The sequence below is a fragment of the Rhodococcus sp. P4_C10 genome, from assembly GCF_056402135.1.
Genome location: NZ_JBFUHZ010000009.1, coordinates 152,564 through 167,619, shown reverse-complemented (window position 1 = coordinate 167,619; position 15,056 = coordinate 152,564). Strand labels below are relative to the sequence as shown.

General features: G+C 69.0%; 11 protein-coding genes. All 11 read left to right on the top strand.

Annotation, left to right across the window (positions count from 1 at the left end):
• Positions 1 to 50 precede the first annotated feature (50 nt).
• The 11 genes from glf to fadD32 all read left to right on the top strand — a co-directional run bounded on the left by glf (position 51) and on the right by fadD32 (position 15,041).
• Positions 51 to 1,271, top strand: coding sequence for a UDP-galactopyranose mutase (glf, locus tag AC1DWC_RS08045; RefSeq protein ID WP_477906982.1), 1,221 nt, complete (start codon positions 51 to 53; stop codon positions 1,269 to 1,271).
• A complete protein-coding gene (locus AC1DWC_RS08040; RefSeq protein WP_477906980.1) occupies positions 1,268 to 3,190 on the top strand; it encodes a glycosyltransferase in 1,923 nt (640 codons plus the stop codon). Before glf ends, AC1DWC_RS08040 begins: the two co-directional genes overlap by 4 nt.
• Entirely contained in the window at positions 3,168 to 3,701 is a 534-nt protein-coding gene (locus AC1DWC_RS08035) for a phosphatase PAP2 family protein (protein WP_477906978.1), read from the top strand. Before AC1DWC_RS08040 ends, AC1DWC_RS08035 begins: the two co-directional genes overlap by 23 nt.
• Positions 3,698 to 4,603, top strand: coding sequence for a decaprenyl-phosphate phosphoribosyltransferase (locus AC1DWC_RS08030; protein WP_072844476.1), 906 nt, complete (start codon positions 3,698 to 3,700; stop codon positions 4,601 to 4,603). The genes AC1DWC_RS08035 and AC1DWC_RS08030 overlap by 4 nt, the downstream gene beginning before the upstream one ends.
• Positions 4,581 to 6,521, top strand: a complete 1,941-nt coding sequence (locus AC1DWC_RS08025; protein WP_477906976.1) for an arabinofuranosyltransferase AftB family protein — start codon at positions 4,581 to 4,583, stop codon at positions 6,519 to 6,521. The genes AC1DWC_RS08030 and AC1DWC_RS08025 overlap by 23 nt, the downstream gene beginning before the upstream one ends.
• A gap of 267 nt (positions 6,522 to 6,788) precedes the next feature.
• The gene (locus AC1DWC_RS08020) at positions 6,789 to 7,787 is read left to right on the top strand and encodes an alpha/beta hydrolase (protein ID WP_477906974.1); all 999 of its coding nucleotides are present in this window, start codon (positions 6,789 to 6,791) and stop codon (positions 7,785 to 7,787) included.
• Between the two features lie 274 nt (positions 7,788 to 8,061).
• Positions 8,062 to 10,206 carry an alpha/beta hydrolase-fold protein gene (locus tag AC1DWC_RS08015; RefSeq protein WP_477906972.1) on the top strand — a complete coding sequence of 715 codons (2,145 nt, stop codon included), beginning with the start codon at positions 8,062 to 8,064 and terminating at the stop codon, positions 10,204 to 10,206.
• A gap of 132 nt (positions 10,207 to 10,338) precedes the next feature.
• Entirely contained in the window at positions 10,339 to 10,884 is a 546-nt protein-coding gene (locus AC1DWC_RS08010) for a DUF732 domain-containing protein (protein ID WP_477840279.1), read from the top strand.
• A gap of 6 nt (positions 10,885 to 10,890) precedes the next feature.
• Entirely contained in the window at positions 10,891 to 11,871 is a 981-nt protein-coding gene (locus AC1DWC_RS08005) for a cutinase family protein (RefSeq protein ID WP_477906970.1), read from the top strand.
• Between the two features lie 99 nt (positions 11,872 to 11,970).
• Positions 11,971 to 12,963, top strand: coding sequence for an LLM class F420-dependent oxidoreductase (locus tag AC1DWC_RS08000; protein ID WP_477840283.1), 993 nt, complete (start codon positions 11,971 to 11,973; stop codon positions 12,961 to 12,963).
• A gap of 188 nt (positions 12,964 to 13,151) precedes the next feature.
• Entirely contained in the window at positions 13,152 to 15,041 is a 1,890-nt protein-coding gene (gene fadD32 / locus AC1DWC_RS07995) for a long-chain-fatty-acid--AMP ligase FadD32 (protein WP_477906968.1), read from the top strand.
• Positions 15,042 to 15,056: the final 15 nt, after the last annotated feature.

Here is a 15,056-nt window from a genome sequence, read left to right as displayed (position 1 = left end):
GCCGGGCGTCCGATCAGCGCCGACAGTTCTGTCGGATACCCTGGTTCGCCGTGACCTCTGTTACCGAGAACTCCGTGACCTCCGGCCCGTACGACCTGATCATCGTAGGTTCAGGATTCTTCGGACTGACGATCGCCGAGCGGGCCGCGACCCAGCTCGGCAAGCGGGTGTTGGTCCTCGACCGCCGCAACCACCTCGGCGGCAACGCCTACTCGGCGCCCGAGCCGGAAACCGGCATCGAGGTGCACCAGTACGGCGCGCACCTGTTCCACACTTCGAACCAGCGGGTCTGGGACTACGTCACCCAGTTCACCGAGTTCACGGGCTACCAGCACCGCGTCTTCGCGATGCACAAGGGCCAGGCCTACCAGTTCCCGATGGGCCTGGGCCTGGTCTCGCAGTTCTTCGGCCGGTACTTCACCCCCGACGAGGCGCGCGCGCTGATCGCCGAGCAGGCGGCCGAGGTCGACAGCAAGGACGCGAAGAACTTCGAGGAGAAGGCGATCAGCCTCATCGGCCGCCCGCTCTACGAGGCGTTCATGAAGGCGTACACCGCCAAGCAGTGGCAGACGGACCCGAAGAACCTCCCCGCCGGCAACATCACCCGACTGCCGGTGCGGTACACCTTCGACAACCGCTACTTCAGCGACACCTACGAGGGACTGCCGGTCGACGGCTACACCGCGTGGCTCGAGAACATGGTCACCGACGAGCGCATCGACGTCCGGCTCGACACCGACTGGTTCGACGTCCGCGACGAGCTGCGCGCGGTCAGCCCCGACGCACCCATCGTCTACACCGGACCGCTGGACCGCTACTTCGACTACGCCGACGGCGAGCTGGGCTGGCGCACCCTCGACTTCGAGACCGAGGTGCTGCCGACCGGTGACTTCCAGGGCACCCCGGTGATGAACTACAACGACGCGGACGTGCCGTACACCCGAATCCACGAGTTCCGGCACTTCCATCCCGAGCGGGAGTACCCGGCGGACAAGACCGTCATCATGCGTGAGTTCTCCCGGTTCGCCGAGTCCACGGACGAGCCGTACTACCCGATCAACACCCCCGAGGACCGGCAGAAGCTCGAGGCGTACCGCGCCCGCGCCAAGCAGGAGACCGCGGAGCAGAAGGTGCTCTTCGGTGGGCGTCTGGGCACCTACCAGTACCTGGACATGCACATGGCCATCGCCAGCGCCCTGAGCATGTTCGACAACACCCTGCGCCCGCACCTCGAGACCGGCGCGCCCCTCGCCAACGGGACCGCCGAATGAGCGCGCGGCACCTGATCGAGGCGGACGCGACCGCCGACGACCACGTCGAACTGCGCGGCAAGGCGCTGCTGCAGCGGGTGCTGCTGCCGCGACCGGGCGAGCCGCTCGACGTGCGCACCCTGTACCTCGAGGAGTCGAGCACCAATTCCGCTCGCGCGCACGCCCTCTCGCGTACCGCGCTGTCGATCGGTGCCGAGTCCGAGGTGTCGTTCTGCACCTACTTCAACGCCTTCCCGGCCAGCTACTGGCGGCGCTGGAGCATCCTCGGCTCCGTGGTGCTGCGGCTCGAGCTCAGCGGGCACTGCCGGGTGGACGTGTACCGCTCCAAGGCCGACTCCTCGCGAATCCACGTGGAGGGCAAGGAGTTCGAGGACGGGGACACCGCCCTGGAGTTCGAGGTCGAGTTGGCGCCGTTCGAGGACGGCGGCTGGATCTGGTTCGACATCACCAGTGACACCGCGGTGACGGTGGAGAGTGCCGGCTGGTTCGCCCCGGTCGAGGCGCCCGGTGAGGCCAGCGTCGCGCTGGGCATCCCGACCTTCAACCGCCCCACGGACTGCGTCAAGGCCCTGACCGCACTGGGCTCCGACCCGCTGGTGCTGGACGTGCTGAAGGCTGTCATCGTGCCCGACCAGGGCACCCGCAAGGCCCGCGACGAGCCGGGCTTCGCGGCCGCGGCGGAGGTGCTGGGCGATCGCCTCGCGATGCACGACCAGGCCAACCTCGGTGGCTCCGGCGGCTACAGCCGGATCATGTACGAGGCCCTGAAGACCACTGACTGCCAGCACATCCTGTTCATGGACGACGACATCGAGATCGAGCCGGACTCGATCCTGCGCGCCCTGGCGATGTCCCGGTTCGCGAAGTCGCCGATGCTGGTCGGCGGGCAGATGCTCAACCTGCAGGAGCGCAGTCACCTGCACACGATGGGCGAGGTGATCAACCGCGGCAACTTCATGTGGTCCGCGGCGCCCAACGTCGAGTACGACCACGACTTCTCCAAGTACCCGCTCAGCGACCGGGAGAACTCGAAGCTGCTGCACCGGCGCATCGACGTCGACTTCAACGGCTGGTGGATGTGCATGATCCCGCGCGTCGTCGCGGAGGAGATCGGCCAGCCGCTGCCGCTGTTCATCAAGTGGGACGACGTCGAGTACGGGCTGCGCGCTCGGGCGGCGGGCTACCCGACCGTCACCATGCCGGGCGCGGCGATCTGGCACATGGCCTGGTCCGACAAGGACGACGCCATCGACTGGCAGGCCTACTTCCACCTGCGCAACCGCCTGGTGGTGGCGTCGCTGTACATGCCGGGCAACGGCCGGGGCCTGGTGCTCGACACCGTCAAGGCCACGGTCAAGCACCTGCTCTGCCTCGAGTACTCCACCGTCGCCATCCAGAACCGCGCGATCGCGGACTTCCTCGGCGGCCCGGAGCACATCGTCGAGCTGCTGCCCACCGCGCTCGGCGAGGTCCGCGCGTTGCGTGAGGAGTTCCCCGACGCCGTGGTGGTGCCGTCCTCGACCAGCCTGCCGCTGCCGTCCGGCGCCGGTGTCGGCGCGGTGGGCGAACCCCACGGCCCGCTCGCGAAGCTCGTCCGGCTCGGCAAGGGCCTGGTGCACAACCTGAAGCCCGCCGTCGAAGAGCACCACGAGCGCCCGCAGCTGAACGTCCCGACGCTCGACGCCCGCTGGTTCCTGCTCTCGCAGGTCGACGGCGTCACCGTGACCACCGCAGACGGTCGCGGCGTCGTCTACCGCAAGCGCGACCCGCGCCAGGCCTGGGCCCTGCTGAAGGAGGCCCTGCGGCTGCGCCGCGAGCTGGCCGCCCGGTTCCCGGAGCTCAAGGCCGAGTACGCGGCCGCGGTGCCGGCGCTGACCAGCAAGGAGAGGTGGGAAAGTGTCTTCCAGTACAAGGCCTGAGTCGGCTGCCGAGGTGCGGGTGCTCAACGCGGTGCAGGGCACGGTCGGTGCCAAGCCCGGCGTGATCGCCGCCGCCCGTGGCATGTCCCACTTCGGTGAGCACGCGCTCGGCTGGGTCGCGATCGCCGGCGTCGGCGCCGTCGTCGACCCCCGTCGCCGCCGCCAGTGGGCCGGTGTCGCGGTCGGCGCGGTCGGCGCGCACGCGGCGTCCATCGTGATCAAGCGTGTCGTCCGCCGGGCCCGCCCGAACGACCCCTCGGTGCAGGTCAACGTGTCGACGCCGAGCAAGCTGAGCTTTCCGTCGTCGCACGCGACGTCGACGACGGCCGCCGCGGTACTCCTCGGTCGTCTGACCGGTCTACCCTTGCCCGCGGTGCTGGTGCCTCCGATGCTGCTCTCGCGGCTCGTTCTCGGCGTGCACTACCCGACCGATGTGCTTGCCGGATCCGCCCTGGGCGCAGCCTCGGCCGCAGTGGTTCTGCGTGCCGAAAAGAAGTTTGGAGAGAAATGAGCGAGGAGCCGTCCGAGGTCGCCGGGCCCCCCAAGACGTTGCTGGGAGGGATCGTCAAGGCGGTCCGCCCGCGGCAGTGGGTCAAGAACGTCCTGGTGCTGGCCGCGCCGCTGGCGGCCGGGTCCGTCACCGAGGTCGACGTGCTCGTGCCGGTGGCGTTGGCGTTCGTCGTGTTCTGCATGGCGGCGTCCGGTATCTACCTCGTCAACGACGCGATGGACGTGGAGGCGGACCGGGCGCACCCGACCAAGCGCTTCCGCCCGATCGCCGCCGGCGTGCTGCCGGTCAACCTCGCCTACGCGATGGCCGTCGTGCTGCTCGTCGGCGCGATCGGCATCTCGTTCCTGGCGAACTGGCAGCTCGCGCTGGTGATGGGCGTCTACATCGCCATCCAGCTCGCGTACTGCTTCGGCCTCAAGCACCAGGCCGTGCTCGACATCTGCATCGTGTCCTCGGGCTTCCTGCTGCGTGCGATCGCCGGTGGTGTGGCCGCCGAGATCCCGCTCTCGCAGTGGTTCCTGCTGATCATGGCCTTCGGCTCGCTGTTCATGGCGGCGGGCAAGCGCTACGCGGAACTGCAGTTGGCCGAGCGCACCGGCGCCAAGATCCGTAAGTCCCTCGAGTACTACACCGGCACCTACCTGCGTTTCGTGTGGACGCTGTCCGCAACGGCGGTGGTGATCTGCTACGGACTGTGGGCCTTCGAGCGGGACCAGGCGAACGGCACCAACTGGTTCGCCATCTCGATGATCCCGTTCACCATCGCGATCCTGCGCTACGCCGTGGACGTCGACGGCGGCGAGGCCGGCGAGCCGGAGGAGATCGCGCTGGGCGACCGGGTGCTGCAGTTCCTCGCGCTGGCCTGGATCGGAGCGGTGGGTGTCGCTGTCTACCTCGCCTGACACCGCACGTTCCGCGGGGTCCGCGGCGGCCGGCGACCCCGCCGACCAGCCGCTGCCGAGGTCTCTGGCCCGGTGGGTGTACCTGGGCGGGGTCGCGCTGACCGCTGCCCTCTTCTTCTGGGGCGCCTGGCAGCGTCGGTGGATCGCCGACGACGGCCTGATCGTGCTGCGGACGGTGCGGAACCTGCTGGCGGGCAACGGGCCGGTGTTCAACGCCGGCGAGCGGGTGGAGGCCAACACCAGCACCGTATGGACGTACCTGGTCTACGCCTTCGGTTGGTTGACCGAGATCCGGCTCGAGTACGTGGTGCTCACGCTGGCCCTGGTCCTCTCCGGTGCCGCGATCGCGTTGGGCATGCTGGGCGCCGGTTCTCTCTGGAACAACCGGGCCGGCGCACTGGGCCGGTCCACCCTGCTGCTGCCCGCCGGTGCCCTCGCCTACATCGCGATCCCGCCCGCCCGTGACTTCGCCACCTCCGGGCTCGAGACCTGCCTTGTCATCTTCTGGATCTCGCTGGTGTGGCTGCTGCTGGTGCAGTGGTCGCAGCGGGAGCCGACCACCGTTCGGGTGCTGGTGCTCGCCTTCGTCTCCGGGCTGGGGCCGCTGGTCCGCCCCGAGATGGTGATCGTGGCCGGTCTGGCCCTGCTGATGATCTTCCTCACACCGGGCAGCTGGCAGCGGCGCGTCTCGATCGTCGCCGTCGCCGGCGCACTGCCGGTCGGCTACCAGATCTGGCGGATGGGCTACTACGCCCTGCCCTACCCCAACACCGCCGTCTCCAAGGACGCGGGCGGCGCCAAGTGGTCGCAGGGCTTCGCCTACCTGTGGAACCTCGTGGGCCCGTACTGGTTGTGGCTGCCGCTGCTGGTGGTCGGCGGCTACGTCGGCTGGGTGCTGCTCGGCCGCAAGGTTTCGCCCGCCGACAGCAAGGAGAAGGCGGCGGCAGACCGGACCGGCGTCCGTGCCCCGCTGACTCAGCGGCTGCACACCCCCACCGCCGTGGTCCTCCTCATGCTGGGTGCCGGCCTGTTGCTGGCCGTCTACTCGGTGCGCGTCGGCGGCGACTTCATGCACGGCCGGGTCCTGCTGCCCGCCCTCTTCTGCCTGATCCTGCCCATCGCGGTCCTGCCGGTTCGGGTACCCGCCCGCGGGCAGTGGGGCAAGACCCCGGCGACCGCCTTGTTCGCGGCCGGGTCGCTGGCCTGGCTCGCGACGGTCGTGTGGGCGATCTCGGTGTCCACTGTGACCGGCATGCCGAACGGCACCGTCGTCGGCAAGTCCGGCATCGTCGACGAGCGCGCCTTCTACATACTCAACACCGGTCACGAGCACCCGATCCGGTCCGAGGACTACCTCGACTACCCGCGGATGCGCGCGATGGTCGAGGCGATCGCGAACACTCCGGACGGTGGGGTGCTGCTGCCGGCCGCCGCGTACACCTACTGGGACGTGGTGCCGCCGCCGGCGCCGATCCCGGAGGGTGGCGTCGGCCACGTCGTCTACTTCCTGAACCTGGGCATGACGAGCATGAACGTCGGCCTCGACGTCCGGGTGCTGGACCAGATGGGGCTGGCGTACCCGCTGGCCGCCCACACCGAGCGCCTCGACGACGGCCGGATCGGTCACGACAAGGCCCTCTACCCGGACTGGGTGGTCGCGGACACCGGGATGGTGGACGTGCATCCCTGGCTGCCCTGGTACCTCGACGAGGACTGGGTGCGGCAGGCGAAGGTCGCGCTGACCTGTCCGGAAACCGAGGAGCTGCTGCAGTCGTACCGGGGCGAGTTGAGCCGGCCACTGTTCGTCCGGAACCTGAAGAAGGCCTTCGACTATGCGGGGTACAGATTCGACCGCGTCCCGGAGTACGAGATCGAGCGGTGTGGGCTCACGCCACCGCCGCCGGTCGAGCCCAGGTAGAGGTGATCGTGCACGGCGAATTTATCTCGTTTGTGTAACGATGGGTCCTCGTGGGCCGATGAAATGAGAGTGTGCAACGCGGTCACAGACAGCCACAGCGGCTCTGTTGTCAGAGTCGGTTCGGTGACATACAGTCCACCGAGCGCAGTGTGACCTTGAGCAGTACCACTGCCGTTTTCACATGTGTGGGGACGGAATGACGTGGCCGACGCCGATCGCCGTGCCGCCGCTGGCGGGCACCGCAGTAAAAGAAAGAGAGCAATATTCATGCGTATAGGCAGACCGAGGTTCTCTGAACGCCTCAAGCGACGCGTTCTCGGCCTGTCGGCCGCGGCGCTCGTCCTGCCCCTAGCCGCTGGTATTGCGGGTACCGCTGTTGCAGGCGCCGCACCGATCGCGCACCGCGCCCCGTCGGGCGGATTCGAAGAGGTGATGGTCCCGTCCTCGATGGGCCCCATCAAGGTTCAGATCCAGTGGGCTGCCCGTGGTGGCAGCGCCGCGCTGTACCTGCTCGACGGCCTGCGCGCCCGTAGCGACCGCAACGCCTGGACGTTCGAGACCAACGCGCTCGACCAGTACCGCAACGACAACATCACCCTGGTGATGCCGGTCGGCGGCGAGTCCAGCTTCTACAGCGACTGGATGGCGCCGTCGAACTTCAACGGCCAGCAGGTCACCTACAAGTGGGAGACCTTCCTCACGAAGGAACTGCCGGACTACCTCGCTACGCGTGGCGTCTCGCGGACCAACAACGGCATCCTCGGCCTGTCGATGGGTGGCTCCGCCGCCCTGACCCTGGCCGCGTACCACCGCGACCAGTTCAAGTTCGCGGGATCGCTCTCGGGCTACCTGAACATCTCGGCGCCCGGCATGCGTGAGGCCATCCGCGTCGCGATGCTCGACGCCGGCCGCTACAACGTGGACTCCATGTGGGGCCCGCCGTGGAGCAAGTCGTGGCTGCGCAACGACCCGTTCGTCTTCGCGCCGAAGCTCAAGGACCTGTCGATGTACGTGTCCTCGGCCAGCGGCCTGCCCGGTCAGTACGACCACCCGAGCAAGGCGATCGACTACTACAACACCGCCAACGGCATGGCGCTCGAGGCGCTGGCGCTGGCGAACAGCCGGGCCTTCCAGGTCCGCCTGGCCACCCTCGGCATCCCGGCGACGTACAGCTTCCCGTCCAACGGAACGCACTCGTGGCCGTACTGGTCCGCCGAGCTGTTCAAGGCCCGGGGCCAGATCCTGGACACCCTGAACGCCTGGTGACCGGGTTCGTCCCAGCACCGTGACTCGATGATGCCGCTCCACCCGACCTACCGGCCGTGTGGGGCGGCATTGCCGTATCCGGAAGCTGAACAGAAGTAACAATTGCACCACCGGTCACAGCGAGTCACCCGGCTCGGCCGTTCGCCGACGTGTAGAAAGAATCACGAGCGGCTGGCGTCCACGTGTGGCGTCGCCCGGGCCGGGGGTTGACCGAGATCCGAGTGTCGAGCCGACGAGCAGTGTGGCCGAAGAGCAGAAAGTGAGTCACCGTCAGATGCGACCAGCACTGAGGAAGCCGGGCTTCGGGCCCGAGGGGACGGCGTCCGGCAGGACTCGTCGCGGGCGCGCCCTGGGGCTGCTGGCGGCCGCGTTGGTGCTGCCGACCGCCGCCGGGCTCACCACCGTGGCGAACGCGGCCCCCGCCGACACCACGACGACGACCACGACCACCGCGGCGCCGACCACCACGGACTCCGACGACGAGAGTCTGGTCCCGCTGGACAAGACGACTGTCGCCGAGACGACCGCGCCGAAGGCCACCACGGCGCAGAAGGCCACCACCACGCCGAAGGCCACCACCACCACCACCACCACCACGGCGGCGCCGACGACCACGACCACCACCGAGGCTCCGACCACGACCACGGAGGCTCCGGCCCCGCCGCCGCGTGCCGCGACCGCCCGGTCCGCCCCGGCCCCGAACCAGTCGATCCCCGGCGTCTCCAAGGTGCAGTGGATCACCGACCGCCGGGTGGCCCTGTGGGTCGACTCCCCGGCGATGGGCGCACCCTTCCAGGTGCAGGTGCTGCTCGCGCGTGACTGGAATGCCAAGCCCGACGCGACCTTCCCGGCGCTGTACATGCTCGACGGCCTGCGCGCGCGGGACGACGAGAGCGGCTGGACCATCGAGACGGACGCCGCGAACTTCTTCGCGGACAAGAACGTCAACGTGATCCTGCCCGTCGGCGGCGAGTCCAGCTTCTACTCCGACTGGCTGGAGCCGGACAACGGCAAGAACTACCAGCTCGAGACGTTCCTGACCAAGGAACTTCCGCCGGTGCTGCAGAACAGCCTGAGGACCACGGACACCCGTGGCGTCATCGGCCTGTCCATGGGCGGCACCGCCGCGATGGCGCTGGCCGCCCGCAACCCGGACTTCTTCAAGTTCGCCGGTTCCTTCTCCGGCATCCTGACCACCACCTCGCTGGGCATGCCGCAGGCAGTCCAGTACGCGATGACCGACGCAGGCAAGTACAACGCCGCGAAGATGTGGGGCGCACCGAGCAACCCCGAGTGGGCGGCACACGACCCGTACGTGCAGGCCGAGAAGCTCAAGGGCATCAGCCTCTACATCTCCAGCGGCAGCGGCATGACCGGCCCGTACGACCAGCCGTCCGGCATCCCCGGCGTGTCGACCAACTACGCGGGCATGGGCCTCGAGATCCTGTCCCGGCTCACCTCGCAGAACTTCGCGACCAAGCTGAACAAGCTCGGGATCCCGGCGCAGGTGAACTACCGCCCGTCCGGAACCCACTCGTGGCCGTACTGGCAGTTCGAGCTGCACCAGGCCTGGCCGCAGGTGGCCAACACGCTCGGTGTCCCGGTGGACGCCCCGGCGTGTGCGCCCGGCGGCGCCATCGCGCCCGTCGCGAACGCCAACCCGTGGCTCGGTGGCTGTGTCACCGGCGAGTACGGCGTGCCCGGCGGTGTCGCGCAGGACTTCCGCAACGGCCGGATCTTCTTCTCCGGTGGCACCGGCGCCCAGGTGGTGGCCGGCATGATCGGCGGCGCCTACCAGGCCATGGGCGGCCCCGGTGGCCCGCTCGGTATGCCCACCACCAGCGAGACCGGCACCCCGGACGGCCGCGGCCGGTACAACCACTTCCAGGCAGGCTCGATCTACTGGACCCCGCAGACCGGTGCACACGCGGTCCGCGGCGCCATCAGGGACGAGTGGGCCAAGCAGGGCTGGGAGGGCGGTCCGCTCCGGTACCCGTCGGCCGACGAGATCAACACCCCCGGCAAGGACGGCGCGGTGCAGGGCTTCGAGATCGGGGCCATGTACTGGAGCCCGGCCAACGGCGCCAACGCCGTGCAGGGCCTGATCATGCAGAAGTACGGCTCGATGGGCTACGAGAACGGCTGGCTCGGCTTCCCCAAGACCAGTGAGATCCCCGTCAAGGACGGCGGCCGCTTCAACGCGTTCGACGGTGGCAACATCTACTGGTCGCCGCTCAGCGGTGCCTGGTCCGTCAAGAACGGTCCGGTCTTCGACGCCTGGAAGAGCCAGGGCTACGAGAACGGTCGACTCGGCTTCCCGATCGGTGACGCGCGCGACATCCCCGGCGGGGTCCAGCAGGACTTCCAGGGCGGCAGCATCACCACGGCCGGCGACCGGGGCGACCTCCACTTCCGCTAGATCACCAGGCAGCGGGTCGTGACCGGCGTTCGTCTCCGGTCCCGGCCCGCTGTTGTCGGTACGCTCGATTCCGATTCGCACGGCAGCCGAACGCGGCGGCCACCACCCCGACCCCGAGGACTGACACAGACAATGCTCGATTCCACGCGTAAGCCCCTGGCGCGGGCCCTGGCCCTCGGCGCGATGCTGGCGGTCTCCGTCGGCGTGCTCGCGGGCTGCGGCAGCGACGACTCGACGGCGAGCAGCACCCCCACCCTGACGACCGCCCAGTCGCCCGGGTCGGCGACGGTGCCGCCGCTCAAGACCGACATCGAGGTGCCGCCCTACACGCCGCCCGCGGTCGCCGCGACGGCCCCGCCGGAGACCCCGGAGTCGGTGCCCAGTGGCTTCCCCGGTCCCACCGAGGCCCCCGCGGTCGACGAGCGGGGCCAGGAATTCCTCGACGCGCTCAAGGCCGGCGGCGTGACGCCCGCCGAAGGTGGCGACATCGCGATCTCCACCGCGAACTACATCTGCGCGGCGCAGGCCAACAACCGTCCGGCCGACGAGGTCACCGCGTACGTGACCGGCATGGCGGGCGTCGAGGCCGGGATGAGCGGCGCGACGGTCTCACCGGAAGAGGCGGCGCGGGCCGCCGGCGTCTACATCGCCGCCGCGACCAAGACGTACTGCAAGTAGTCGACGATGGGCGCCGCGAGGAAGGGCCGGAAGTCGGCAGGGAGCCGGTTGCTGCGACTGGTGGTCGTGGTCATCGTGGCGCTCCTGGTCGCCCTCGTGGCGCTGGTGGCCTGGTACCTGCTGGCCGGCCGGGTGCCGTCGCCGCCGCCCGGACCGCCGGCGCCGCCGGAACGGCCCAGCGCGCAGCCGGCGTCCTGTCCCGACGTGCAGGTGGTGTCGATCCCCGGCACCTGGGAGTCCAGCTCCGTGGACGACCCGTTCAACCCGACGGCCAATCCGGCCTCGCTGATGCTCAACGTCACCCGCCCGCTGGAGGCCGAGTTCCCCGGTCAGCGCGCGCAGGTCTACACGGTTCCGTACGTGGCGCAGTTCTCGAACCCGGTGGCGCTGCCGCCGGACGGCCAGATGTCGTACAACAAGAGCCGCGGCGAGGGCACGGCGAAGGCCACCGAGGTGATGGCGTCGATGCACGCCGAGTGCCCGCTGACCAGCTTCGTGCTGATGGGTTTCTCGCAGGGTGCGGTCATCGCGGGCGACCTCGCGGCGAGCATCGGGGCCGGTAACGGCCCGGTCCCGCAGGACCTGGTGCTGGGCGTCGGGGTGATCGCCGACGGCAGGCGCGACCCGGCGGCCGCCCCGACGATCGGCCCGCCGGTGGCCGGTGTCGGCGCGGAGCTCTCGTTGGCGGGGCTGAAGGTGCCGGGCATCACGATGACCGGCCCCCGGCCCGGCGGATTCGGTGCGCTGGCCGACCGGGTGGTGCAGATATGTGCGCCCACCGACGGCATCTGCGACGCCCCGCCGAACGCGTTCAAGCCGGGCAACATGCTCGCGAGCCTGGCTCGGATCGGGGAGTACGTGAACAATCCCGTCCACGCCCTCTACAACACCTTCGTGGTGGATCAAAGCGGCACCACGGCCACGGTCTGGATGACAGACTGGGCCGCCGACAAGGTGCGATCCGCGCCGACCCCCGCGCACGATTAGCGACCGGGGGACACGGACCCGATAGAGTGACCAGTCGGCCAGCTGCCACGGCCAGGCCTGGCCCCCGCCGTTCTGCCCAGTCTTCAGGAGAAGTGATCGATGAGTTCCGCCGACGCCGCTGCGCCGCGCAAGTTCCGGTTCGCCGCGGGCGGTGAGGGCAACGCCGAGGAGGGCGGGGCCCGCCGATTCGTCAAGCTGGCGCAGAAGGCCGAGGAACTCGGCTACGACAGCTTCATGATTCCCGACCACCTGGGCAACCAGGTCGGGCCGATCGCCGCGCTCGGCGCGCTCGCCGTCGCCACGGACAAGATCCGCATCGGAACCGCGGTGCTCGCAAACGGTTTCCGTCACCCCGCCGTCCTGGCCAAGGACGCCGCGACCATCGACGTGCTCTCCGGTGGACGGCTGGAACTGGGCATCGGCGCGGGCTGGATGAAGGAAGAGTTCGACAAGGGCGGCATCGCCTACGACAGCCCCGGCGTGCGCATCGCCAAGCTGGAGGAGACGCTGCAGATCCTGGACACCCTGCTGCGTGGTCAGGAGTGCAACTTCCAGGGCAAGTACTTCCAGATCAACGGGCTCAAGGGCAGCCCGCGGCCGCGTCAGGGCCCGCGCCCGCCGATCGTGGTCGGCGGCGGCGGCCCGAAGATGCTCGCGTTGGCGGCCAAGTACGCCGACATCATCTCGGTGGCCGCCCCGAGCAACAAGGAAGGCAAGATGCTGCTGTCCGGCATCACCATGGAGGCCACCGCCGCCCGGGTGGACAAGATCCGGGAGGCGGCCGGCGACCGGTTCGACGACATCGAGCTGAACTGGACGATCACCACCATCGTGCCGACCGACGATCGGGAGGCGATGGCGGAGATGGCGCTGGCCGCCCTGGACAACGGCTACCCGCCGAACATCGAGGTCGACGTGAAGCTCACCGTCGAGGACATTCTGAATTCGCCGTACCTGGCATTCGGCAGTTACGAGGAAATCGCCGACCAGATTCGCGCGGTTCGCGCCCGTACCTCGATGTCTTACGTCGGCATCTTCCCGACGCAGATGGAAGCCTTCGCGCCAGTTATCACCGAGCTCAAGGGCGAGTGAGCAGATTCGCCCTCGCACCGCGCGGTGTCTGTAACATGCTGTTGGTTTGGACTACGAACCGATTCGTTACCGTTACGAGATATGCGAAACAACCAGTAGAGACGATTGCACGATCCCCCCGCGGCCCGTGGGGATGAGCCTGTCGGGACCACGTCGCACCGAGGGCTTGCCTTGGAGGAGAAGAAGGTATGAACCAGCAATTCGATGACTACATCGACGAAGACGGTCAGATCAGGATGATGCCTGGCAGTACCCTCGTCGACCACGTCGAACGGCACACCCGGGAAAACTCGGACGAGCTGGCATACCGCTACATCGACTACTCCCGCGAGCGCGACGGTGAGGTCCAGGAGCTCACCTGGGATCAGTTCGGTCACCGTCTCCGCGCGGTCGCGGCCCGTCTGCAGCAGGTCACCGAGCCCGGTCAGCGGGTGGCCATCCTGGCCCCGCAGGGCCTCGACTACGTCGTCTCCTTCTTCGCTGCCATGCACGCGGGCACCATCGCGGTGCCGCTGTTCGACCCGGACGAGCCCGGTCACGGAGACCGTCTCTACGCCGTCCTCGGCGACTGCAAGCCGTCGGCGATCCTCACCGCGACCCAGTCGGCCGCGGGCGTGCGCCAGCTGTTCCGTCACCTGCCCGCGGCGGAACGGCCGCGGATCATCGCCGTCGACGCGATCCCGGACACCGTCGGCGAGACCTGGGTCTACCCGGAGATCGACCTCGACGACATCGCCTACCTGCAGTACACCTCGGGCTCGACCCGGGTGCCCGCGGGCGTGGAGATCACCCACCGCGCGGTCGGCACCAACGCGCTGCAGATGGTCGACGCCATCGAACTGACCACCGACTCCCGCGGCGTCACCTGGCTGCCGCTGTTCCACGACATGGGGCTGCTCACGGTGATCCTGCCGGCGCTGGGCGGCAAGTACATCACCATCATGAGCCCGCGCGCCTTCGTGGCGCGTCCCTACCGCTGGATCAAGGAACTCGCCGCCATCACCGACGGCGCGGGCACCTTCGCCGCGGCACCGAACTTCGCGTTCGAGCACGCCGCCGCCCGCGGCCTGCCCAAGGACGGCGAGAGCCTCGACCTGAGCAACGTCATCGGCCTGATCAACGGCAGCGAGCCGGTCACCACCTCGTCGATGCGCAAGTTCAACGACGCGTTCGGTCCGTACGGACTGCCCAAGACCGCGATCAAGCCGTCCTACGGCATGGCCGAGGCGACGCTGTTCGTCTCCTCCACCAAGCACAGCGACGAGGCCAAGGTCATCTACGTCGACCGCGACGAGCTGAACCGCGGTCGCATGGTGAAGGTCGACAAGGACGCCCCGGGCGCAATCGCCCAGGTGTCCTGCGGCTACGTCGCGCGCAGCCAGTGGGCCGCGATCGTCGACGCCGAGACCGGCGGCGAACTGCCCGACGATCACGTCGGCGAGATCTGGCTGCACGGCAAGAACATGGGCAAGGGCTACTGGGGCCGTCCCGAGGAGACCGAGCAGACCTTCCACAACCGGCTCTCCTCCACGCTCGACGGGGGCAGCCATGCCGCCGGCGCGCCCGACGACGCGACCTGGATGCGCACCGGCGACTACGGCGTCTACGTCGACGGCGAGCTGTACATCACCGGTCGCGTCAAGGACCTGGTGATCGTCGACGGCCGCAACCACTACCCGCAGGACCTCGAGGCGACGGCCCAGGAGGCCAGCACCGCGCTGCGCCCCGGCTTCGTCGCGGCGTTCGCGGTTCCCGCCAACCAGCTCCCCAAGGAGGTGTTCGAGGCCGGCGCCGGCGGACTCACCTTCGACGAGGACGACGCGTCCGAGCAGCTGGTGCTCGTCGCGGAGCGGGCACCGGGCGCAGGCAAGGCGGAGCAGGGTCCGATCGCGGACGCGGTCCGGGCCGCGATCTCCACCCGCCACGGCGTCACGGCGCGCGACATCCTGCTGGTGCCCGCGGGGTCGATCCCGCGTACCTCCAGCGGCAAGATCGCACGGCGGGCCTGCAAGGCCGCTTACATCGAGGGCACCCTGCGCGGCGGATACACGCAGACAGCCTTCCCCGACAGCGTGTGACTTCCAGTTCCTTCC